The organism is Flavobacterium sp. UBA7682 (genome assembly GCF_002482945.1).
Classification (GTDB): Bacteria; Bacteroidota; Bacteroidia; order Flavobacteriales; family Flavobacteriaceae; genus Flavobacterium.
The window spans coordinates 81,264-104,794 of the sequence record NZ_DLGY01000019.1; the positions used below are offsets into that span (position 1 = coordinate 81,264).

General features: G+C 36.5%; 27 protein-coding genes. 15 read left to right on the top strand and 12 right to left on the bottom strand.

The genetic code is table 11. The features are described 5' to 3' along the window. Nucleotides 1-17: 17 nt before the first annotated feature. Nucleotides 18-1,598, bottom strand: coding sequence for a bifunctional response regulator/alkaline phosphatase family protein (locus B3C16_RS04590; RefSeq protein ID WP_121314542.1), 1,581 nt, complete (start codon nucleotides 1,596-1,598; stop codon nucleotides 18-20). A 150-nt stretch (nucleotides 1,599-1,748) separates the two neighbouring features. After that, nucleotides 1,749-1,952, bottom strand: coding sequence for a YgaP family membrane protein (locus B3C16_RS04595; protein ID WP_291129269.1), 204 nt, complete (start codon nucleotides 1,950-1,952; stop codon nucleotides 1,749-1,751). A 116-nt stretch (nucleotides 1,953-2,068) separates the two neighbouring features. On the opposite strand from B3C16_RS04595, the gene B3C16_RS04600 reads away from it, so the two are divergent. The 14 genes from B3C16_RS04600 (at nucleotide 2,069) to B3C16_RS04665 (ending at nucleotide 15,798) form a co-directional block, all read left to right on the top strand. Beyond that, a complete protein-coding gene (locus tag B3C16_RS04600) occupies nucleotides 2,069-2,701 on the top strand; it encodes a Crp/Fnr family transcriptional regulator (RefSeq protein ID WP_121314540.1) in 633 nt (210 codons plus the stop codon). A 132-nt stretch (nucleotides 2,702-2,833) separates the two neighbouring features. Next, nucleotides 2,834-4,252 (top strand): MBL fold metallo-hydrolase, encoded by a 1,419-nt coding sequence (locus B3C16_RS04605; RefSeq protein WP_291129273.1) that lies wholly within the window; start codon nucleotides 2,834-2,836, stop codon nucleotides 4,250-4,252. Nucleotides 4,253-4,261: 9 nt separating this feature from the next. Further along, nucleotides 4,262-4,465 carry a hypothetical protein gene (locus B3C16_RS04610; RefSeq protein ID WP_121314538.1) on the top strand — a complete coding sequence of 68 codons (204 nt, stop codon included), beginning with the start codon at nucleotides 4,262-4,264 and terminating at the stop codon, nucleotides 4,463-4,465. After that, the gene (gene trxA, locus B3C16_RS04615) at nucleotides 4,458-4,763 is read left to right on the top strand and encodes a thioredoxin (RefSeq protein WP_291129277.1); all 306 of its coding nucleotides are present in this window, start codon (nucleotides 4,458-4,460) and stop codon (nucleotides 4,761-4,763) included. The genes B3C16_RS04610 and trxA overlap by 8 nt, the downstream gene beginning before the upstream one ends. Nucleotides 4,764-4,766: 3 nt before the next feature. Further along, on the top strand, nucleotides 4,767-5,033 hold the full coding sequence (locus tag B3C16_RS04620) for a heavy-metal-associated domain-containing protein (protein WP_291129280.1): 267 nt from the start codon (nucleotides 4,767-4,769) through the stop codon (nucleotides 5,031-5,033). Nucleotides 5,034-5,036: 3 nt separating this feature from the next. Continuing rightward, complete coding sequence (locus tag B3C16_RS04625; protein ID WP_121314535.1) at nucleotides 5,037-5,237, top strand: DUF6132 family protein; 201 nt, start codon at nucleotides 5,037-5,039, stop codon at nucleotides 5,235-5,237. Between the two features lie 121 nt (nucleotides 5,238-5,358). Continuing rightward, a complete protein-coding gene (locus B3C16_RS04630) occupies nucleotides 5,359-5,559 on the top strand; it encodes a hypothetical protein (protein WP_121314534.1) in 201 nt (66 codons plus the stop codon). 111 nt (nucleotides 5,560-5,670) lie between these two features. Further along, nucleotides 5,671-7,269, top strand: coding sequence for a hypothetical protein (locus B3C16_RS04635; RefSeq protein ID WP_291129285.1), 1,599 nt, complete (start codon nucleotides 5,671-5,673; stop codon nucleotides 7,267-7,269). Nucleotides 7,270-7,412: 143 nt separating this feature from the next. Next, complete coding sequence (locus B3C16_RS04640) at nucleotides 7,413-8,720, top strand: TolC family protein (RefSeq protein WP_291129288.1); 1,308 nt, start codon at nucleotides 7,413-7,415, stop codon at nucleotides 8,718-8,720. Between the two features lie 29 nt (nucleotides 8,721-8,749). Then, nucleotides 8,750-9,835, top strand: coding sequence for an efflux RND transporter periplasmic adaptor subunit (locus tag B3C16_RS04645; RefSeq protein ID WP_291129289.1), 1,086 nt, complete (start codon nucleotides 8,750-8,752; stop codon nucleotides 9,833-9,835). A gap of 76 nt (nucleotides 9,836-9,911) precedes the next feature. Next, nucleotides 9,912-13,142: an efflux RND transporter permease subunit gene (locus B3C16_RS04650; RefSeq protein ID WP_291129408.1), complete on the top strand. Its 3,231-nt coding sequence runs from the start codon at nucleotides 9,912-9,914 to the stop codon at nucleotides 13,140-13,142. Nucleotides 13,143-13,146: 4 nt separating this feature from the next. Further along, a complete protein-coding gene (locus B3C16_RS04655; RefSeq protein WP_291129291.1) occupies nucleotides 13,147-13,452 on the top strand; it encodes a hypothetical protein in 306 nt (101 codons plus the stop codon). Between the two features lie 11 nt (nucleotides 13,453-13,463). Beyond that, entirely contained in the window at nucleotides 13,464-13,649 is a 186-nt protein-coding gene (locus B3C16_RS04660) for a YgaP family membrane protein (protein WP_121314529.1), read from the top strand. Between the two features lie 109 nt (nucleotides 13,650-13,758). Beyond that, complete coding sequence (locus tag B3C16_RS04665; RefSeq protein WP_121314528.1) at nucleotides 13,759-15,798, top strand: M13 family metallopeptidase; 2,040 nt, start codon at nucleotides 13,759-13,761, stop codon at nucleotides 15,796-15,798. Nucleotides 15,799-15,832: 34 nt separating this feature from the next. Here the strand turns inward: B3C16_RS04665 and B3C16_RS04670 are convergent, their stop codons facing one another. From B3C16_RS04670 to rsfS, 7 genes are all read right to left on the bottom strand, one after another. Then, nucleotides 15,833-16,609: a superoxide dismutase gene (locus tag B3C16_RS04670; RefSeq protein ID WP_121314527.1), complete on the bottom strand. Its 777-nt coding sequence runs from the start codon at nucleotides 16,607-16,609 to the stop codon at nucleotides 15,833-15,835. Nucleotides 16,610-16,612: 3 nt separating this feature from the next. After that, a complete protein-coding gene (locus tag B3C16_RS04675) occupies nucleotides 16,613-16,888 on the bottom strand; it encodes an acyl-CoA-binding protein (RefSeq protein WP_121314526.1) in 276 nt (91 codons plus the stop codon). 12 nt (nucleotides 16,889-16,900) lie between these two features. Continuing rightward, the gene (locus B3C16_RS04680; RefSeq protein ID WP_121314525.1) at nucleotides 16,901-17,551 is read right to left on the bottom strand and encodes a phosphatidylserine decarboxylase family protein; all 651 of its coding nucleotides are present in this window, start codon (nucleotides 17,549-17,551) and stop codon (nucleotides 16,901-16,903) included. Continuing rightward, entirely contained in the window at nucleotides 17,541-18,344 is an 804-nt protein-coding gene (locus B3C16_RS04685; protein WP_291129297.1) for a phosphatidate cytidylyltransferase, read from the bottom strand. Before B3C16_RS04685 ends, B3C16_RS04680 begins: the two co-directional genes overlap by 11 nt. A gap of 1 nt (nucleotide 18,345) precedes the next feature. Then, entirely contained in the window at nucleotides 18,346-18,951 is a 606-nt protein-coding gene (locus B3C16_RS04690) for an LUD domain-containing protein (RefSeq protein WP_291129299.1), read from the bottom strand. Nucleotides 18,952-19,065: 114 nt separating this feature from the next. Next, nucleotides 19,066-21,000, bottom strand: a complete 1,935-nt coding sequence (gene ftsH / locus B3C16_RS04695; protein ID WP_121314522.1) for an ATP-dependent zinc metalloprotease FtsH — start codon at nucleotides 20,998-21,000, stop codon at nucleotides 19,066-19,068. A gap of 18 nt (nucleotides 21,001-21,018) precedes the next feature. Continuing rightward, nucleotides 21,019-21,390, bottom strand: coding sequence for a ribosome silencing factor (gene rsfS, locus B3C16_RS04700; protein ID WP_121314521.1), 372 nt, complete (start codon nucleotides 21,388-21,390; stop codon nucleotides 21,019-21,021). Between the two features lie 93 nt (nucleotides 21,391-21,483). Between rsfS and B3C16_RS04705 the strand changes: the two genes are divergently transcribed. Next, the gene (locus B3C16_RS04705) at nucleotides 21,484-22,212 is read left to right on the top strand and encodes a biotin--[acetyl-CoA-carboxylase] ligase (RefSeq protein ID WP_291129305.1); all 729 of its coding nucleotides are present in this window, start codon (nucleotides 21,484-21,486) and stop codon (nucleotides 22,210-22,212) included. A gap of 86 nt (nucleotides 22,213-22,298) precedes the next feature. Here the strand turns inward: B3C16_RS04705 and B3C16_RS04710 are convergent, their stop codons facing one another. From B3C16_RS04710 to B3C16_RS04720, 3 genes are read right to left on the bottom strand one after another with little or no spacing between them, the layout of a single operon-like run. After that, nucleotides 22,299-22,667: a glyoxalase gene (locus B3C16_RS04710; RefSeq protein ID WP_291129308.1), complete on the bottom strand. Its 369-nt coding sequence runs from the start codon at nucleotides 22,665-22,667 to the stop codon at nucleotides 22,299-22,301. A 38-nt stretch (nucleotides 22,668-22,705) separates the two neighbouring features. Continuing rightward, nucleotides 22,706-22,909, bottom strand: coding sequence for a helix-turn-helix domain-containing protein (locus B3C16_RS04715; protein WP_121314518.1), 204 nt, complete (start codon nucleotides 22,907-22,909; stop codon nucleotides 22,706-22,708). A gap of 3 nt (nucleotides 22,910-22,912) precedes the next feature. Next, nucleotides 22,913-23,449: a DUF2975 domain-containing protein gene (locus tag B3C16_RS04720; RefSeq protein WP_121314517.1), complete on the bottom strand. Its 537-nt coding sequence runs from the start codon at nucleotides 23,447-23,449 to the stop codon at nucleotides 22,913-22,915. Nucleotides 23,450-23,531: the final 82 nt, after the last annotated feature.

Genomic DNA, 23,531 nt, shown 5'->3' on the forward strand with positions numbered 1-23,531 from the left:
AACATTGTTTACTTTTTTTATTTCGGATTAAATACTAAAAACGGCACGATCATTTCTTCTAATGAAATACCGCCGTGCTGGTAAGTATTTCGATAGTAACTTACATAATGATTGTAATTGTTAACATAGGCCAAAAATAGATCATTCTTAGCAAATATGTACGAACTGCTCATGTTGATCGTTGGTAATCCAATTTTCTTCGGATCTTTAACAGCATAAACGTCTTTGTCTTCATACGTCAAGCTTCTACCGGTTTTGTATCGAAGATTTAAACTGGTGTTTTTATCGCCAATCACTTTAGATGGGTTCTTTACATTAATCGTCCCGTGATCAGTAGTAATGATTAATTTGAAACCTAATTTTTGCCCTTGTTGAATAATTTCAAGTAGTGGTGAATTTTTAAACCAACTCAGCGTTAACGAACGATAAGCTTTGTCATCGGAAGCCAATTCTTTTACCACATCCATCTCGGTTTTCGAATGGGAAAGCATGTCTACAAAGTTGTAAACTACGGTAACCAATTGATTGTCCTTTAATCCTTTGAAATTTTCGGCCAACTTTTTTCCACTGGCTAAATTGGTGATTTTGAAATAATCCTGTTTGATATTTAAACCTAAACGCTTTAAATGAGCCGTTAAAAATTCTGCTTCATAAAGATTTTTTCCACCATCTTCTACATCATTTTTCCAATACTGCGGGAATTGTTTCTCCATTTCTAATGGTGTTAAACCAGAGAAAATCGAGTTTCGGGCGTATTGTGTAGCGGTTGGTAAACTGGCAAAATAAGGTACTTCTTTTTCTAATTTATAATGATTGCCTACAACGCTTTCTATGGCTTTCCATTGGTCGTAGCGCAAGTTGTCAATCACAACAAATAAAATGGGCTTGTCTTTTTTGACCAATTCAGGAACTACTAATTCTCTGAAAAGCGTATGCGATTGTATCGGTTTATCCGCTTTGGGTTCACTCGAGCCTTGACGAACAGGCGTAGCAAACCAATCTTCATAATTGCGCTCGATGAATTTTCCGAATTGTACATTGGCTTCCACTTTTTGACTTTCCAAAATTTCAACCATGCTTTGGTCGTTGATGTTTTCCAACTCCAATTCCCAAAACAAGAGTTTTTTATACAATTCTACCCAATCCTCATAACTGTTGACCATGGCCATTTCCATGGCGATTTTTCGAAATTCTTTTTGGTAATCCAAAGTTGTTTTTTCTGAAATCAATCTTGAATGGTCTAAGTTTTTCTTCAAACTCAATAGGATTTGATTCGGATTAACAGGCTTAATTAAGTAATCGGCAATTTTAGAGCCAATGGCTTCCTCCATAATATATTCTTCCTCACTTTTGGTAATCATAATCATAGGTGTGGAAGATTTTTTTTCCTTCATTTCCGACAAAGTTTCTAAGCCACTCATTCCCGGCATGTTTTCATCTAAAAAAACAATGTCAAAATTTCCTTCTTCATAGGCGTCAACAGCATCACGGCCATTGTTGTAGGTTGTTACTTTATAGTTTTTGCTTTCTAAAAATAAGATATGTGGTTTGAGCAAATCAATCTCGTCATCAACCCAAAGTATTTTGATTTTGTCCATAGTTATAGTTTAATTTTGTGCAAATTACTACTTATAAAACGCAGTAATATTAAAATTATTATAAAATATGGAAATCTTTTCTCGGGAGATATTTATTAAAAAAAAGGGAATGCTAACGACCGCATGGTCACAAATAAACATGCAAACATATTATTTTCTTTCACAAGTGTTGATTCCCAATAATGTGTAAAGAGGACAAAAGCTAACTAAACTGGTTAGCAAGAAGACAACGCCAAAAGCCAACAGAACATAACCAAAAGTTCCCTTAACGGTTCCGCTAAAATATAAATAAGTAAATATCGCAGCCATAATCACTCTTATGCCTTTGTCTAAAGTTCCCATGTTTTTCTTCATGATGATTTGTAATTAATTGGTTTATAGTGAGTAAAGTTAATCACTTCATATTTTTAATGAAATGATTTTTATCATGTTCTTTTTTAGTCGAAATTTACAAGACAAAATATATCATCATGTTAGAATTATTAAAAGAAAGCTACGGTTTCATTTTTGAAGAAAAACTTCTTGAGGAAATTGCCCAAGTATCTCAACTCAGAGAATTTGAAGAAGGCGATATCTTGATTGATTTTGGTGATTATATCAAAAATATGCCTTTACTACTTTCGGGTGCGATTAAAATTCTCCGTGAAGATTTTGACGAAGGCGAATTGCTGTTGTATTTTTTAGAAAAAGGCGATACTTGTGCGATGACGATGGCCTGCTGTTTGGGTGAAACCAAAAGTGAAATTCGAGCTGTAGCTGAAACCAATGGTAAAGTTGTCATGATTCCGGTTGCAAAAATGGAAGAATGGCTAGGCAAATATAAGAGCTGGCGAAATTATGTTTTCAACAGCTATAATGAACGCCTTAAAGAAATGCTTGTGGCCATTGATAATCTGGCTTTCATGAACATGGATGAAAGACTTTACAATTATCTCTTAGACAAAGCCCAAATCAACAAAACCAATTCCATTCAAAATACCCATCAACAAATTGCCTATGATTTGCACACTTCTCGTGTGGTAATTTCCCGATTACTGAAAGCTTTAGAAAACGAGGGTAAAATCAAATTGCATCGCGCTTCGATTGAATTACTTCGAGCCTAAATTTTTGATTTTTTTATGTAACATTTGATACTGATTACCCTAATCCGTGTGACTACTTTTGTATTCGATGCAACTGATAATTATCATTTTCAAACTTGATTTGAAATGATACTTTTGAGAAAAACTTAGAATATGAAACTAGAACAAATTTATACCGGATGTTTAGCACATGCTGCTTATTATTTGGAATCCAATGGCGAAGCTGCCATTTTTGACCCATTGCGTGAAGTGCAACCTTATATAGACCGCTCGGCTAAAGACAAAGCCAAAATAAAATACGTTTTCGAAACCCATTTCCACGCCGATTTTGTGTCGGGACATTTGGATTTGGCTCAAAAGGAAAAGGCAATTATTGTTTACGGACCGACCGCCAAACCCGAGTTTGAAGCTTTGGTAGCCAATGATAATCAGGTTTTTGAAGTTGGAAATTGCAAAGTCAAAGCCATTCATACGCCCGGGCATACGATGGAAAGTACCACTTATTTAATTATTGATGAAAACGGAAAAGAACATGGTATCATCACCGGAGACACTTTATTTATTGGTGATGTTGGTCGACCTGATTTGGCCCAACATGTAGTAGCCGATTTAACGCAAGACAAACTAGCAAGATTGCTGTTTCACTCGCTTCGCGATAAAATAATGCCTTTATCGGATGATTTAATCGTTTACCCAAACCACGGCGCCGGAAGTGCTTGTGGTAAAATGATGAGCAAGGAAACCACCGATACATTAGGTAACCAAAAAAGAACCAATTACGCCTTAAATCCAAAATTGACCGAAGACGAATTCGTAATCTTATTGTTAACCGGATTAACAGCACCACCAGCCTATTTTCCAAAAAATGTTTTGATGAATATTCAAGGGTATGAAAGTTTGGAAAAAGTGATGCATCGCGGTCAAAAGCCTTATGATGCCAAAACTTTTGAAATCGTTGCCAATGAAACGCAGGCCTTGATTTTAGATACGAGAAAGGCTTCCGAATTTGCTAAAGGATTTATTCCGAATAGTATCAACATCGGATTAGATAGTAATTTTGCGATGTGGGTTGGCGAATTAATTCCCGATTTACAACAAGAAATTCTTTTGGTTGCTGAAAACCACGAAAAGGTTGAAGAAGCTATCATTAGATTGTCCAGAGTAGGTTATGACCATACTATCGGTTACCTTGAAGGTGGTTTTGAAGCTTGGACAAAAGCAGGAAAAGAAACAGATACTGTCAATAGAATTTCGGCTGATGATTTAGAAATTTTGGAAGAAATTCACTTAACGCCTGTTTTTGATGTCAGAAAGAAAAGCGAATATGAATCTGAACATTTAGTAGGCGCCATTAATATTCCTCTCAACGAAATCAATCTGCATTTGGCTGAGTTTCCAAAAGACAAACACTTTGTGGTGCATTGTCTTGGTGGTTATCGCAGTATGATTGCGGCTTCGATTTTAAAACAAAGAGGTTTTGAAAATTTTGTCGATGTGATTGGTGGATTCAATGAAATTAAGTTAACGAATTTACCGATTACCAATTATGTTTGTCCAACAACCTTGTTATAAATTTTAGTAATGAAAAGAATATTGTTCTCCAATTGGCATTTGATGCGCTTTTTCAGAGTAGCATTTGCATTTTTTTTGTTTTATCAGGCTTATGAAACGCATCACTGGTTTTTCATTGCATTTGGAGTTTTCTTTTTGTTTCAAGGGGTTTTTGACTTAGGTTGTGGCGCTAATGGTTGTACTGTAAGTTATAAAAATCATAAGAATGAATAATAGTTTTGACCAAATTATCAATTCAGAGATACCTGTCTTGATTGATTTTTTTGCCACTTGGTGCGGTCCATGCCAAGTGCTTGGCCCAATTTTAAAAGAAGTTAAAGACAGCCTTGGTGAACGAGTTTCCATTATTAAAGTAGATGTTGATAAAAACCAAGAATTGGCTGCCATGCAACAAGTTCGTGGTGTACCAACCATGATATTGTTTCAAAACGGAAAGCAACTTTGGCGACAGTCCGGTGTATTGTCCAAAGAAGAAATTATTAAAAATATTTTAGATAACTTAAGTAACTAAATTATGGAACAGCAATTTGAAGTTGAGAATATCAAATGTGGTGGTTGTATGAATAGTATCAAAACGGCTTTACTTAAAATTGATGGTGCAGAAAATGTAATCATTGATAAAGACACTGATATTATTTTTGTTTTCGGAAATGTAGACAGAGCCATAATTATTGATAAACTCAATGATTTAGGTTATCCCGAAAAAGGAAATAATACCTTGGTTAGAAAAGCAAAATCTTATGTAAATTGTGCCATTGGCAGAATGACAGAAAACAATTAACCAATGAGAAAAAAAGCAATAATTATCACTTTCCTTGGAACTGTTGTTGGTGCCATCATTGGCTTTGCGTATTACCATTATGTAGGTTGTGCCAACGGAACTTGTGCTATCACATCCAAACCTTTGAACTCCACTTTATATGGTGGTTTGATGGGCGGATTGTTGTTTAATATCTTCGTTCCAAAAACAAAACAAGATCATTGAAAAACATTTTTGTCTATTGATTCTTAAGTTAGTTTTAAGTTAAATTTTTGAGAGTCAATAGTTTTTAATATTACATTTGATTACAATTAAATAGATTAATCCATTAAATAAATTATAAAAGATGAAAAAATTAGTTTCCGCATTTGCCGCTGTCGCGCTATTATTTGCCATGAATGTTAATGCCAGTAATGGTGAACCAAAACAAAAAAAGAAAAAAGCAAAAACTGAAAAGTCTTGCTCAACAGAAGAGAAAAAAGAATGCAGCACTGAGAAAAAAGCCGGATGTTGCGCTTCTAAGAAAGCAGAAGATAAAAAAGCGTAATTGCACTTTTTTAAATGATTTAAAACGCCCCGATTTCGGGGCGTTTTTTATGTAACAAATGTTGCAAAACAGTTGGTTCATAATCAATAGCTTTGAATAAATATTCTTAGCATGAAACTACTTTGCACCTTGTTATTTTTGGTTTTTGCCAATACAACTTTTTCACAATCTAATTTTGATTACCAAGTACAACTCAATCCGATAAACATACCCAATTTTCCAGGAATACATTCTTATGCTTTTGCCCAACATGAAAGTAAATGGTTAATCATCGGTGGAAGAGTAGACGGAATTCACGCCAGACAACCTTTTAATGCTTTTCCGGCATCGAATAATAATACCAATATTTTTGTGGTAGACATTGAAGCAAATCAAGTTTGGTCGGTTTCTGTAAACGTTTTGCCAACGGCTTTAAAAGAGCAATTGCAAGCCACCAATTTCAACTTTTACCAAGACGAAAATACACTTTATGTTATAGGAGGTTATGCTTTTTCGGCTACAGCCAATGATCATATTACGTTCAATAAAATGACTTCGATTGACGTTTCTGGTTTGATTAATTCAGTAGTGGATGGTACATCCATTTTACCGCATTTCAAACAAATGACTGAGGAGAATTTTGCTATTACCGGAGGACAATTAGGTAAAATAAACGATACCTTTTATTTAATCGGCGGACATCGTTTCGACGGAAGATACAATCCGATGAACAATCCAACTTTTACCCAAACCTATTCCAATCAAATCCGGAAGTTTTCTATTGATAATTCAGGGACGCAATTGAGTATTTCCAATTACCAAGCCATTACTGATGCGGTTCATTTACACCGAAGAGATTACAATCTGTTACCCCAAATTTTCCCTGATGGTACTCAAGGTTATACGATTTCGTCAGGCGTTTTTCAAATCAATGTCGATTTACCATTTTTATACCCGGTAGACATCAAACCTGAAGGCTATTTTCCAGAAACGATATTTAACCAGTATTTAAGCAATTACCACAGTGCCAAATCCTGTTTGTATGATGCTGTTGAAAATCGAATGCACAATCTTTTTTTTGGAGGAATCAGCCAGTTTAAGTACAACGGAACAACTCTAATTCAAGATAATAATGTGCCATTTGTCAATACTATTAGCCGAACTACAAGGTTTGCAGACGGTACTTTGCAAGAATACCAATTGCCCGAAACAATGCCGGCACTGAAAGGCGCAAGTGCAGAGTTTATACCCAACAAAGCATTACCACATTACAGTAACGAAGTCATAAAACTCAGTGAAATTACAGCGAATGAATTTGTAATTGGTCATATCGTTGGCGGATTGACCAGCTCGAGTGCAAACCCTTTTTCGGTTAACAATACATCAACCACATCGGCTAATACAACGGTTTACGAAGTTAAACTGATTAGAAACACGCCACTTGGAGTTCATGAAATGAATGGTAAAAATCCTTTTTCAATGACCGTTTCTCCAAATCCGACCGAACGTAATCAAGTACGAATCGATTTTAAAATGGCTTATGCAACTACTATCGATTATTTTGTTTCTACTACAGATGGTAAAATCGTATTAGATGGTGAAATTGAAGAGGCGACGCAAGGGGATAATGCTATGAATTTCGAATTAGACGGCATCGCCAATCAAACGGTTATCATCACTTTTATATTTGACCACAAGTTTTATGTTTCCCAAAAAGTGATTGTGAAATAAATCAAATAAATACCATTTTTTTTCTAAGTGCCTGTGAAATCAGGCATTTTTTTTATGCCCAATTACCTCTGTAACAATTGTAACTGTACAAGCCTTTTCACCACGCTATTTTTGCTTCATAATTCAGATAAAATATGATGTATATGAGCAAATTATTAGTAACCACAGGATTTTTATTTCTATCTATTTTTGGATTCAGCCAAGATACTTTGTCTATTTCCAAAAGCGATTTGAAACAAAAAGTATCCGAAAAGAACATGCAAATCAAAATCGCCCAGAAAAATTATCAATCGGCCCAAGCAGATTTTCGCCAATCCAACGCACTCTTTTTGCCTGACATTAGTATTTCTTACACCGGAATGGCAACCACCAATCCGTTGATGGCTTTTGGTTCCAAATTAAACCAAGAAATCTTAACCCAATCCGATTTTAATCCGGCATTATTGAATGACCCTAAAACCACTCAAAATTTTGCTACAAAAATCGAAATCAAACAGCCACTATTAAACGTTGATGGTATTTTCGGTAGACAAGCCGCTAAAGCTAAAATGGAAGCTTTTCAACTGCAAACGCAGCGAACTCAAGAGTATGTAGAGCTCGAATTTTCTAAAGCGTACATGCAATTACAATTGGCTTACAAGGCAGTTCGTGTATTGGAAAAAGCGGAGTCAACGGCTAAAACCAATTTGAAATTGGTCGAAAATTATTTCAAACAAGGTTTGCTGCAAAAGACCGATGTATTGAATGTTCAAGTGCGCGTGAATGACATTTCGAATCAATTGCAATACGCCAAAAGCAGTGTGCAAAACGCATCGGATTATTTGGCTTTTCTATTAAACGAAGACGCTAAAGGCAAAACTTTTAAACCTTCTGAAGAGCTAGACAATACCATTCAAGTTGAAGCGATAAACACCCAATTATCAGACAACAGAAAAGACATTCAAGCCATGGATAAATCTTCCGAAGCGTATCAAAAAATGATGGTTATGAGTAAAATGAATTTCTTACCAAGACTAAACGCTTTCGGTAGTTATGAACTCTATGATAGTCAGTTTTTAGGAACGGCTGCAAAGGGCTATTTGGTTGGAGCACAATTGTCTTGGAACGTTTTCGACGGTTACAAATCCATTGGAAAATACGATAAAGCTAAAGCCGATTTTCAAAAGGCTACAATCGAAACGGAACAATATAAAAAGCAGAGCCAACTCGAATTAAGTAAAACCAATCGCCAATTAAAAGATGCCGAAAATAAAGTTGGTTTATCACAAATGGCTTTCAAACAATCAGAAGAAGTTTATCGTATTCGCCAAAATCGATTCACACAGGGTTTGGAAAAAACCACCGATTTATTGACAGCCGAAACCCAAATGATTCAAAAAGAATTAGAGCATTTGCAGGCGGTTTTTGAGTACAATTATACCCAACAGTATTTACAATTTTTGACCCAATAGTATTAAGACAACTAATAAAACAGATCAACATGAATAATAAAATAATAACAATCCTATCACTTTCCGCTTTTTTATTCGTTTCCTGTGGAAAAGACCGAAAAGAAATTCCGGATAATACAGCAGTAATTCCGGTAAAAGTTAGCGGAATGACTGCGCAAAACAATGGTTCTTTTGTAACTGCCAGCGGCAAAATTGAAGCCGAAAATAGTGCCAATGTCAGTACCCGAATGATGGGTTACGTGACCAAGGTGCAGGTCAAAGTCGGTCAAAAAGTTAGCGCCGGACAATTAATGGTAAGCATCAATAACACCGATCTTAAAGCCAAAAAAGCCCAAGTAGACGCTTCTATTTTGCAAGCTACTGCTGCTTTCAATAATGCGAAAAAAGATTTCGAAAGATTCACTGTTTTGTTCAACCAGCAAAGTGCTTCTCAAAAAGAGTTAGACGACATGACGTCGCGTTACGAAATGGCAAAAGCCGGATTGGAAGCCGCCAAACAAATGAAAAATGAAGTTTTAGCGCAATTCAATTACAGCAATATTACTGCGCCGTTTTCGGGAGAAGTGACCAATACTTTTGTCAAAGAAGGCGATATGGCCAATCCCGGAATGCCTTTAGTAAGTATTGAAGGTATAACGAGATTACAAGTGACTGCGATGGTTTCGGAGAGCGATATTGCCAACATCCAAAACGGAATGGCAGTAAAAGTGTTAGTGAAATCCATCAACAAAGAAGTCTCAGGAAAAGTAATCGAAGTAAGCAGTTCTGCTATAAATACCAGCGGACAATATTTGGTTAAAGTCGGTTTGAACCAAATAGACAAAGCCATTTTATCAGGCATGTTTGTCAATGTTCAATTTCCTGTGGCCAATAAAGCAAAAACAACGACCAAACCCGATAAAGTGTTGGTTCCTGAAAGTGCTTTGGTCAAACAAGGTCAACTCACCGGAGTTTACACTATTGGCAACGGAAATAAAGCCATTTTAAGATGGTTGCGCATCGGGAAATCTTTCGGTAACCAAGTAGAAGTTTTATCGGGCTTATCTGCTAATGAACAATACATCGTTTCTTCAGAAGGTAAGTTATTCAATGGAGCCAAAATAAGTGTTCAGTAATCAGTAATCAGTGTTCAGTATCAGTTTTCAGAACAAAACCTGAAACTTGGAACTTGAAACTTTTAAACAAAATATGATGCAAGAAGGTATATCAGGTAAAATCGCCCATTTTTTTATCAATTCGAAATTAACCATACTGTTAATGGTTGGATTAATGATTATTGGTGTATACAGTTCGTTTCTGATTCCAAGAGAAGAAGAACCACAAATCAATGTTCCGATGGCCGATGTAATGGTGGGTTATCCAGGAGCGAGCCCGAGTGAAGTTGAGAGTCGCGTGGTAAAGCCTTTGGAAAAAATAGTTTCCAATATCAAAGGCGTAGAACACGTGCACAGTATGGCAATGAACGGTCAAGCGGTGTTAATTGTACAATTCTATGTCGGACAAGATGTAGAACGTTCGTATGTAAAATTATACGACGAGTTGGCCAAACACGAAAATATGTTCCCGCAAGGCGTTTATAAACCTTTGGTAAAAACGCGTTCTATCGATGATGTTCCGATGTTAGGCCTAACACTTTGGAGCGAAAAACTAAACGATTTCGAGATCCGTCAAATTGCGGAAGAAGTGACTTCGGAGATTGAGAAAGTAAAAGATGTCGCCATCACCAAAGAAATCGGGGGCAGAAACCGTGAAGTCAAAGTGGTTTTAGACAAAGATAAAATGGCAGAAAGTGGTATTGATGCGTTGGGCATTATGCAAATGATTCAGGCCAATAACGGCAGCTCACAGTCAGGAAGTTTTGTTTCCGCCGATAAAGAATATCTGTTGACTACAGGAGAATTTCTAAAATCTGCAGAAGATATTGAAAATTTGGTAGTTGGTGTGAATGCCAATATGCCGGTTTATTTAAAACAAGTCGCTTCGGTACAAGACGGACCTTCAACGCCGAGAAGTTATGTGTCTTTCGGTTATGGAAAAGCAAATGAAAAATTCGCCAAAAACAATTCGGAATATCCGGCGGTAACGATTTCCATTGGTAAAGTAAAAGGTGCCGATGCCATGAAAATTTCCGAAAAGATTTTGGAAAAAGTCAAGCATTTAAAACAAACGATAATCACCGATGATGTTCACGTAGAAGTGACTCGAAATTATGGTGAAACCGCTTCGGATAAAGTAGGAGAGTTGTTGTTGCATCTAGGCATTGCGATTATTGCGGTCACACTTTTAGTAATGTTGGCGATGGGTTGGCGCGGTGGATTAGTGGTTTTCTTTTCGGTGCCCTTGACGTTTGCTTTGACACTATTTGCCTACTATATGTTGGGTTATACTTTGAATAGAATCACTTTATTCGCCTTGGTTTTCGTAGTGGGCATTGTCGTAGATGACAGTATCATCATTGCCGAAAACATGCACCGTCACTTCAAGATGAAGCGTTTACCGTTCAAACAAGCTGCCATTTATGCTATTAATGAAGTTGGAAACCCAACCATTCTAGCCACTTTTACGGTTATCGCAGCCATATTGCCAATGGCTTTCGTTTCGGGGATGATGGGGCCATATATGAGTCCGATGCCAATTGGCGCTTCGATTGCGATGTTGTTATCTTTGTTTGTAGCACTTACCGTTACACCTTATTTGGGTTACCATTTATTACATGAAAAAGAAACCCAAGAACACAAAGCCGAACAAGGAATAGAAACGTCATGGATTTACAAAGTCTACAGTAAAATGGAACGTCCATTTTTAGAAAGTTCTAAAAAGCGTCGTTTGATGTTAGGAATAACTGTTTTATTGCTAATCGGTTCGGTCTTGATGTTTTTTACCAAATCGGTTGCGGTTAAAATGTTACCATTTGACAATAAAAATGAATTTCAAGTCGTGATTGACATGCCTGAAGGAACGACTTTAGAAAGAACGGCGGCAGTAACTCAGGAAATTGCACAATACCTTTCTACTGTTCCGGAAGTAGTGAATTACCAAAATTACATTGGTACTTCCGCACCCATTACGTTTAACGGTTTGGTTCGTCATTACGATATGCGTGGCGGAAGCAATATGGCCGACATTCAGGTGAATTTATTACACAAAGAAGACCGCGATTTGCAAAGTCATGACATCGCTAAAATCGTGCGTCCCGAAATCCAAAAGATAGCCAAAAAGTATGCTGCCAATGTTAAGATTATAGAAGTACCACCAGGTCCTCCGGTGTTATCGACTTTAGTTGCGGAAATCTATGGACCCAATTATAAAGAGCAAATCAAAGTCGCCAATCAAGTAAAAAGTATTCTGGAAAATACCACGGATATCGTTGATGTCGATTGGATGACTGAAGACAATCAAACCGAATATAAATTGGTTGTCGATAAAGAAAAAGCCATGCTAAACGGAATAGCTCCGCAACAAGTCGTAGGCAATTTGACTTATATCTTAAAAGAATACCCGATTTCCAATTTATATGATGAAAATTCGAATGACAATGTTGGGATAGTATTGTCTTTGGACGATAAGGATAAAACGAGTTTACAAGATATTCAAAATCTGAAAATCAAAGGCAATCATGGCAATGTAGTTCCGGTGAGTGATTTGGTTAAAGTGGTTCAAGATACTTTACAGAAAACCATTTACCGCAAAGACCAAAAACGTGTTGTTTATGTAACAGCCGATATGGCCGGCGATTTGGAAAGTCCGGTGTACGCCATTTTAGGAATGAATGAAAAACTCCAAAAAATGCAATTACCTAAAGGTTACAAAGTCAACGAACTGTACATGGAACAACCTTCCGATGAAAGTGATTTTACCGTAAAATGGGATGGTGAATGGCAAATTACTTTAGAAGTTTTCCGCGATTTAGGTGCGGCTTTCGTAATCGTGATTGTCATTATATACATGTTGATTGTGGGTTGGTTCCAAAATTTCAAAACGCCGATAGTGATGATGATGGCAATTCCACTTTCGTTAGTCGGCATTGTATTAGGTCACTGGTTATTGGGTGCTTTCTTCACCGCAACCTCTTTTATCGGCATGATTGCTTTGGCCGGAGTCATGGTCCGAAATTCAGTTTTACTGATTGATTTTATTGAGATTCGTTTGAATGATGGTATTCCATTGAAGCAAGCGATTATTGAAGCAGGAGCTGTGAGAACCACGCCAATTTTATTAACCACTGGTGCCGTAGTAATCGGGGCTTCAATTATTTTATTTGACCCAATATTTCAAGGATTGGCGATTTCCTTAGTATTTGGAGCGATTGTTTCAACGTTACTAACACTAATTGTAGTGCCGTTGATTTATTATGTCACTGAAAGAAAAAAATGGGAAGATCACACTCCATCGTCTTCCGAATCTGGAGAATCTAATTCGTAATATTATGAAACTATTAATCATTACTGCTATAACAGAATTTGAAAAAGACATCAAAATACTGTTGAAAAAGGCCAATGTCAGAGCGTTTAGTTACCGAAATGTAATGGGTTACAAAGACGTTTCGGAAGAATTTATCGAAACCAATTGGTTCGCTTCCGAAATGAACGAAACCGAATCCTTACTCTTTTACGCTTTTGTAAAAAAAGAGAGTGTCGATTTGTTTTTCCAACTCGTAGCGGATTTTAACGCCAAACAAGAAACCAAGGCCCAACTCAATGTGGCCGTACTAAACATTGAAAAATCTAATTAAATACTAGTATCATGAAAAATAGAATTATCAGAGCTGTAGCCGGAACTTTTATTTTAATCAGTTTGCTATTGGCGATTTATGTCAATCAAAATTGGCTGTGGTTTACCGCTTTTGTCGGAACGAATTTGTTGCAATCTTCCATAACCAAATGGTGTTTGATGGAAGATATTTTAGACAAACTTGGAATCAAAGACTAATGACTAAGCCATCTTCGGATGGTTTTTTTATTACAATCTCAACAAATGTTTTACATTTGGTAACATTTTTACTGTTCATCAGTCCAATTATCCATCAAAACATACTTTTATGAAACCAATAACTAAATTTACTCTAGGCTTATTTTCTGCGATATTGCTGGTTAGCTGTAACCAAAAAGAAGCCGATTTTGTTGATCCTTTAGTGACCAACAGAGATACAACGCTTAATCCGGGTGATGACTTTTTTATGTATGCCAATGGCGGATGGTTCAAACGGAATCCAATTCCGGATAGTGAACGAAGCAATGGGATTTTCAGAACGATAGGCGATACTATCAATTCTCAAATCAAGCAAATTTGTGAGAAATCGGCTGAAATGACTGATGCTCCTAAAGGAAGTAACGAACAAAAAATCGGTGATTTCTATGCTTCCGGTATGGATACTTTGCAGATAGAAAAATTAGGATTGTCTCCTTTGAAAGCTGATTTGAATAAAATAAAAGCCATCAATGATGTTCCTTCATTATTAAATACGATTGCTTACTTGCATACTATCGGTGCTAATCCGGCCTTTTCTTTATATGTTGGACAAGACGATAAGAATAGTGCGAAATATGCTGTCTTTTTAGGTCAAGGCGGATTAGGTTTAGGGAATCGCGATTATTATTTCAATACCGATAAAGAAACGGTAAATATTCGTACCGAGTATGTGAAGCATTTACAGAAAATGGGTCAATTGATTGGAAAGGCTACTGATGTTGCTAAAGCCAATGCTGCAATTATCATGAAATTGGAAACCGAATTGGCCAAAAACTCCAGAAAATTAGAAGCCTTACGTGATCCGATTAAGAATTACAACAAAATGAGTATTGCTCAAATGAACAGTGCTACGCCAAATATCAATTGGCAACAAATGACCGCTTCTATCGGAATTAAAAATGCCGACACTATTATTGTTGGTCAGCCTGAGTTTTATAAAGCTTTAGACCAAATGGTTAAAAGTTACTCGGTTGAAGATTGGAAAACTTACCTGGAATGGGATTTAGTAAATTCTTATGCGTCTTATTTGAACAATGCGATTGAAAAGCAAAATTTCTATTTTTATTCTACTGTAATGAGTGGCGTAAAAGAACAAAAACCACGTTGGAAACGAATAGTAGAGCAAACCGATGGTTCTTTAGGCGAATTGATTGGACAGGTTTATGTAAAAGATTATTTGCCAAAAGGTTCCAAAGAAAAACTTTTGGAAATAGGCAACAATATCCGCGATGTTTATGCCGAGCGTATCAAAACTTTAGATTGGATGAGTGAAGAAACCAAGAAAAAAGCGTTATTCAAATTAAGTAAAATCGTAATGAAAGTGGGTTATCCCGACAAATGGAAAGACTTGAGTAGTGTTACTATTAATAGGGGAACATTTTTAGCCAATGTAATGGCAACCAATAAATGGGCAATCAAAGATATGATTTCAAAATATGGTAAGCCTGTAGATAGAACCGAATGGGGAATGTATCCGCAAACGTATAATGCTTATTACAGTCCAAGTAATAATGAAATTTGTGTTCCGGCTTGTAATATTTTAGTACCCGGATTTGAAGGCAGAATGCCTGATGATGCAGTGTTGTATGGTATTATCGGTGGTTCCACTTTTGGGCACGAAATTACCCATGGATTTGATGACCAAGGCAGTCAGTATGACGAAAAAGGAAACTTGAACAATTGGTGGACCGCAGAAGATTTGCAAAAGTTCAAAGCCAAAACCAAACTAATCGTTGAGCAATTCAGTAAATACGAAGCTTTGCCTGGCAAATTTGTAAACGGTGATGCTACTCAAGGGGAAAACATAGCTGATTTAGGTGGCGTAGTGATGGGGTTTGAAGCTTTCAAAAAATCTAAACAATATATAAACAAAGAAAAAATTAGCGGTTTTACACCGGAGCAACGTTTCTTCTTGGCGTATGGTTACGCTTGGATGGTGAACATCAAACCTGAATCGTTAGCCCAACAATTACTAACCGATGTTCACGCCCCGGCGAAATACAGAATCAACGGGCCGTTAGAAAATAATCCTGATTTTCACAAAGCTTTCAATATTAAGCCGGGAAGCAAAATGCGAAGACCGGATAATTTGAAAGTGGTTATTTGGTAAAATAAAAATCCCTAATCGAAGATTAGGGATTTTTTTATTTTGTAGCTGTTGCTTCTAAATATCGTTCGGAAACTTTTTTCCAATTAATTACTTTAAAGAACGCATCAATATATTTTTTGCGTTTGTAACGGTAATCTAAATAATAAGCGTGTTCCCAAACGTCCAAGCATAAAATTGGTGTTCCTTTTACGGTTTGGGTTGGCATTAAAGGATTGTCTTGATTTGGTGTGCTTGTCACCAATAATTTTCCGGCTTTATCCACGACTAACCAAGCCCAACCAGAACCAAATTGCTTCTCAGCAGCATCAGAAAATTGATTTTTAAACACTTCAAACGAACCGAAATCACGGTTAATAATGGTTGCCAAAGTATCTTTGGGTTGTCCGTCAGCTTTTGGCGCCATGCCTTCAAAAAATAATGTGTGATTGTAATAACCACCGGCATTGTTTCGCAAGTCGGCATTGTTCATGTCTAACTTTTTCAAAATATCTTCAATAGCTAAATCAACCATCAAAGGATCGGCAGCAACCAATTTGTTTAAGTTATTGGTATACGTTAAATAATGTTTGGAATAATGGACTTCCATGGTTAGGATGTCAATGCTTGGCATTAGTGCATTATATTCATAAGGAAGTTTGGCTAAAGCAAATTGGCCTTCATCGGCACTAACATCATCAGGTTGTCCAATCGTAATTTTTTCCTCAGCTGAAGGCAATGGAACTTCAACTACTTCAGTTAATTTTTTTTTATTACAGGAAGACAATAGGAGCGTAAAAGAAAAACATAAAGCGATAACAAGAATCCTTTTCATAGTTTATTTTTTTGCGTTTACAATAGCATTGATGGCTTCGATATATAATTCTTTAGCTTCTTCAACCGAAAGATGACTGATTTGCATCCAAGCATTGGTTTTAAAAGCATTTCTCAAATCAAAAGTAGACGAGTTGTTGTATTCAATAGTGCCAAAAGTAGCTTGTTTATAATAGGCATACAATCGCAACTGTACATCTTGCGGCAACGATGACTGTGTCATTTTAGAAGCATGTTCAACGGCTTCCAGAAATCGAACTTCTAATTCTTTTTCAGACATGTTTTGAGACTATTATTTTGAGGCAATAACCGTTTGGTTACCGACAGCATTTTGTTTCAGTGCCACATCCACTTTAGTTCCTAGCGGGAAATAAATATCAACTCTGGAACCAAATTTTATAAAACCGGCATCATCACCTTGAACGACTTGTTGTCCTTCTTCGGCATAGTTTACAATTCTGCGTGCCAAAGCGCCGGCGATTTGTCGGTATAAGACTTCGCCAAAGGCAGAGGTTTCAATCACTACTGTTGTTCTTTCGTTTTCAGTACTCGCTTTTGGATGCCAAGCAACCAAATATTTTCCCGGATGGTATTTGCTGAATTTGATTTTACCCGAAGCACCATAACGCGTTACGTGCACATTTATGGGTGACATGAAAATTGAAACTTGTAATCTTTTGTCTTTAAAATATTCTTCTTCAAATACTTCTTCAATCACTACCACTTTTCCATCAACCGGTGCCAAAAAATAATTTTCATTTGGCATTATTTTTCTGTTCGGGTTTCTGAAGAATTGCAAAATCATGATAAAAAGGAAAACAAAAACCAATTGAATGGCAATTCTAAGCCAAGCAATAGAAATAAACTTATCCGCCAATAATAATGCAGCGATAAAGCTTACTATTGCAATGAAAATGATTTTATAACCTTCTTTATGAAACATAATAAATAATTTGGTAAAACAAATAAACAAATGGTGCTACAAATATAATACTATCCAAGCGATCTAGAAAACCACCATGACCGGGCATGATGTTACCGCTGTCTTTGACGCCTGCAATTCTTTTAAATTTTGATTCTATTAAATCTCCTAAAGTACCAAAAGCACTAACGATCATCGCGATGATAATCCATCTGATGGTTGGTTCATGGAGGTAAAATTCTGCTAATAAAATTCCGGCCACGACAGCAAAAATTACACCACCAACAAAACCTTCAATAGTTTTTTTAGGCGAAATTCTTTCGAATAGTTTGTTTTTCCCCATTGTGATACCAACCAAATACGCAAAAGTATCATTGGACCAAATAATTACCAAGATGCTGATGATAATTTCGGGAACATATTGGTTATTGATAAAAGGAATTTTGGTAAAAATGATGATGGGTATGATGAGATAGCCAATCAGGAAAACGTATTTGGCTTGTACATCCAGAAATCTATCCTTCTTTTCAAATAGAAATAAAAGTGACCGAATGGAAACCAGTAAAGCCGCAATCAACAACAAAATCTCGTTGGTTTTGACTGTGTTATTTAAGTTGAAAAGTATATAACCAACCGTGGCTATTACAAGTGGAATAATAGGTTTTAGCGAAACCAATTTGCAGAATTCTACCACTGAAAAAAGTAATAGTAAACCAAACAACAGCAAAAAGCTATATTGTGAATATAAAGTTGCGCCAACAAGCAACAGTACGTAAACTGCGCCGGATAAAGCTCTTGTTACGGTAGTCGTCATGCTATAAATCTTCTAAAAGCAAGAGGTATAAATTCTTAGCCGAGCTTCCGTATTGCAGGAAATCTTCGTCTTTAGCTTTTTCGAAATATTTGATAGTAGTAATATTGGTTGGATAATCTTTATCATATTTCTTTTTGATGACACGCAATCCGTCGCTTTTGGTTTCCAAAATCTGACTTGTTGTAGCCAATATGATAATGTTATTGGGTAAATCGTTGGGTTTGTTTTGCTTGATTTGATTGGAGGAAAATAACACCGAACCTTCATCGGCAATTAGATTTTCACAGCTGGCGAATAAAAATATTGGGTTAGCCGGTTTGTCGTACTGCAACTTGTTTTCATCAAGCATACTGAATAATTTTGGTTCATAACATAATGCTTCACATTCGAACCAATCGTTTTCCTCTAAGATATTTAGGAATTGATCTTTTACTTCATTCAAGTTTTCGCAATACAAAAACTTACCGCCATTTTTTTTGAAATTATAAGTAAACTTCTCATCTACGGGTAGTAGCGAAAAGCTGGAAGGAGTATTGTTAAATTCGCTTTGACTTTCTTCGTCAGAGGCATCATTACTAGTGCCAAAAATTTTTCTGAAAAGACTCATGCTTGTTTGGTATAATCGAGTTTTGTGATTGAAATCCCTCAAAGATAAAAAAATCTTAATTCAAAAGTATGTTTTGAATTAAGATTTTAAAAAAATGTTAAAAAACGGTAAATGTTATTCGATTACGGCATCCGCTACGGTTTCATCACTGTGATTGTCGTATGGTCTTTTGCCGAAAATGGTTTCTAAATCGTCTTTGAAAATTACTTCTTTTTCAATCAAAATATCAGCCAATTGTTGCAGTTTTTCTTTGTTGTCTTGCAAAATTTGGATAGCTCTTTGGTATTCGGTTTCGATTAAATTTGAAATCTCTTTATCGATAACCAAAGCCGTTTCTTCTGAATAAGGTTTCGAGAAATTGTATTCACTTTGTCCTGAAGAGTCATAATAAGTGATGTTTCCTAATTTTTCATTCAATCCGTAAATTGTAACCATAGCACGCGCTTGTTTGGTTACTTTTTCCAAATCGCTCAGAGCTCCGGTAGAAATTTTGTTGAACATTACTTTTTCAGCAGCACGTCCGCCCATAGTGGCACACATTTCATCCAACATTTGCTCCGGACGAACGATCAAACGCTCTTCCGGTAAATACCAAGCGGCGCCTAAACTTTGTCCACGCGGAACAATCGTAACTTTCACCAATGGTGCTGCGTGTTCGAGCATCCAACTTACGGTAGCATGACCGGCTTCGTGAACGGCAATCGCACGTTTTTCATCCGGTGTAACAATCTTGTTTTTCTTTTCTAGACCACCAACAATTCTGTCAACTGCGTCTAAGAAATCCTGTTTGTCAACGGCTGTTTTGTTATTTCGGGCTGCAATTAATGCTGCTTCGTTACATACGTTAGCAATATCTGCTCCTGAGAATCCCGGAGTTTGTTTGGCTAAGAAATCCACATCTAAACCGTCTACTTTTTTCAAAGGTTTTAAGTGCACTTCAAAAATTTCTTTACGCTCTCTCACGTCCGGTAAGTCTACATAAATTTGGCGGTCGAAACGCCCGGCACGTAATAAAGCTTTGTCTAAAACATCTGCTCTATTGGTAGCGGCCAATACGATAACATGTGTATTCGTACCGAAACCATCCATTTCAGTCAATAACTGATTTAAGGTGTTTTCACGTTCGTCATTCGAACCTGAGAAATTGTTTTTCCCACGAGCACGACCAACGGCATCAATCTCATCGATAAAGATAATCGCCGGTGCTTTGTCTTTGGCTTGTTTGAACAAATCTCTCACACGTGAGGCACCAACACCCACAAACATTTCCACAAAATCAGAACCTGATAAAGAGAAAAATGGTACTTTGGCTTCTCCTGCTACGGCTTTCGCCAAAAGGGTTTTACCGGTTCCCGGAGGACCGACTAATAGCGCCCCTTTTGGGATTTTACCACCAAGTGTAGTGTATTTATCAGGGTTTCTTAAGAATTCTACAATTTCTTGTATTTCTTCTTTGGCACCTTCTAATCCTGCAACGTCTTTGAATGTGGTTTTTAAATCGGTTTTCTCGTCAAATAATTTGGCTCTCGATTTTCCGATGTTGAAGATTTGACCACCGCCACCTCCGGCACCACCGCCAGACATTCTGCGCATGATTAAAATCCAAATTCCGATGATAATGATGATAGGCAACAAGCTGATAAATATCTCAGACCAATTGCTTTTGGGTTTAAAATCGTAGTCCTTAATTTTACCATCTAATTTGGCTTTCTCGATTTTGTTTTGGAAGACTTCATCATTACCAATCTCAAAAGAGTAATGTGGTCCTTTATTGGCATTGTCGAGCATGTCTTTCGAAACTTTGGCGTGTGCTTTGTCTTTTAAAGCCGCGGCAGTAAGGTAAGCTTCACCTTCAGTTTTGTTGAAAACAACCACTTTTTCGATTTGTCCTTTGTCTAAATATTCGTTGAATTTAGACGAAGAAATCTTAGCAGTATCCTGAAAACCGGAACCACCGATGTAGTTTAATCCGAAGAATATGATGATTAATCCAGCGTAAATCCACCACGGACTTACTTTAAAATTATTGGGTTTCTTTTCGGTAGCCATATGTGTTTAGCGCAATTTTTAATAGTTACTTGGAATGGTAGTAATTTGGGCATCGCCCCATAATCCTTCGATATTGTAGAATTCACGGATTTGTTTTTGGAACACGTGCACCACAATGTCAACATAATCCATTAAAACCCATTCGCCATTGTCCGTACCTTCTACGTGCCAAGGTTTGTCTTTTAATTCTTTGGAAACTAATTTTTGGATAGAGTTAACAATCGCGTTAACTTGGGTATTGGAGTTACCGTTGCAAATGATAAAATAATCACAAACTGCGGTGTCTATAGCTCTTAAGTCGAGTATTTCAATATCATTTCCTTTTACTTCTTCAATGCCTTTGATGATGCTCGCTAAGAGTACATCAGTGTTTATTGCTTTTTTCGTCATCTAGTATTTATGTGTATTTGGCAAAGGTATTACTTTTTGTCCTTATTTTTGCTTAACAAAAGTTTAAAATTACCTCCAATTTTTATTTCTATTATGCCTATAATCAAACTCGATGCCATAGATTCGACCAATGACTATTTAAAGCAATTGGCCAAAGAAAAGTGGTTGGAAAACTACACGGCTGTCATGGCTTTGGTACAAACTAAAGGCAGAGGACAAATGGGTTCTGAATGGGTGAGCGAATCCGGTAAAAATCTAACTATCAGTGTTTTGATTAAAGATGTTCCGCAAGATATGATTTCGATTTACGATTTTAATATTGCGGTCGCTTTGGCCGGAATAGGTTTGCTAACCATGAATGGCATATCGAAAGTAAATGTTAAATGGCCCAACGACATTATGGCAGAGAATAAAAAAGTAGGTGGCATATTGATAGAGAATACCTTAAAGTCTGATGGCAGTTTTACAGCAGTGGTTGGTTTTGGATTGAACTTAAACCAAACTGATTTTGAGCATTTACCCCAAGCCAATTCGCTGAGTAACATCACCAACAAAACTTATGATTTAGATGAAATGGCGCAAAGTTTTATCAAATCATTGAAACTACATTTGATACTTTTTCCTGAAAGAGCTGATGAAGCATGGGCGCATTACAACGATTTGTTGTTCAAAAAAGACAAGCCTTCTGCTTTTGAATTTCCGAATGGCGACCGGTTTATGGGAATTATCAAATGTGTGACTCGTGATGGGAAATTGGCGGTGCTTTTAAATGACGATACCATCGCGTATTATGAATTGAAAGAAGTGAAGCTGTTGTATTAAGACTTAACCACATAGAGTCATAGAAAAAAAAGCTATGCTTCTATGTGGTTAGAAAAATTTCAATTCCGGTGGTTGTTTTTTAGATTCTATCGTTTGATAAACTCCCCAAAATGCCACAACACTCCCGAAGGATCATGCAAGAAGCATTCGCTACCCCAATCTAATTGCCGTATTGGAACTACTCGAGCGCCATCGTATTTTGATGGTAAGTCTAAAACTAACAACTCTTTGTAAAAGCGGTTTACATCACCAACTTCCATAAAAACCATCGTATTGTCTATCCAATCTTTGACATAAGCGTCTTGCAGGTAAAAACCCAATTGCTTGCTTTTGAAATAAGACATATTGGGTGATAAAACCACTTCTTCAAAACCCAAGTCTTGGTAAAAATTTCTTGATATTTCATAGTCTTTTGAACCAATGAAAGGCCGAATTGATATTCCTTTGTGTTCCATTTTTTCTAATTTCTAGTCCTTTCAAATATACAAAACTTTTAGTCTGTATATTCCAATATATCACCAGGTTGACAATCCAAGGCTTTGCAAATCGCTTCGAGTGTACTGAAACGAATGGCTTTGGCTTTACCTGTTTTTAGGATGGAAAGATTGGATAAAGTCAAATCTACCTTTTCGGAAAGTTCGTTTAACGACATCTTTCTTTTGGCCATCATCACGTCTAAGTTTACAATTATTGACATAGCTTAAACAGTTAAATCGTTTTCGTTTTGAATATCGACTCCTTTTTTGAAAATAATGGCAATAATATGAATCACAGCTCCCATAAAAATAAATGCCTCACTGTCTACCCAAAATTGGTTTAAGTTGTCGGGAACAAAACCGTAATGCTTTAGATCTTGAACTAAGTGCCTAGCAACGTAACTCAACAATCCAATTGAGAGGGCAAAATAACTAACTTGTGAGATTTTTTTTGCAACAAAAGTACTGAACGGTTTTGACAAATCCATTTTGTGCATTAGCAAGATCACTGTGTAAAACAGGCAGGCCTTCGAAATCGAAATGATTAGGATAAAGCTATACACCCCGAAAAAAGCTAATTTGCTCTCTTTATACATTTGAATTAAGTCCAACTTTTGATACAGGTTTTGAACAAATTCAGGGTTGTAAATACTGACAATGAAATTTACTATTAGTCCTCCTGCTTCAATGGACAAGCCGACAAAAATGATCCAGGCTATAATACACAAGACCCAAAATACGAAGTTGTTTGTTTTTGACATATGGATTGAATTTTAAAGTTTAACAGGACAAATATAAAACAAATATTTATTGATAAACAATAAATATACATTTTTTTTTAAT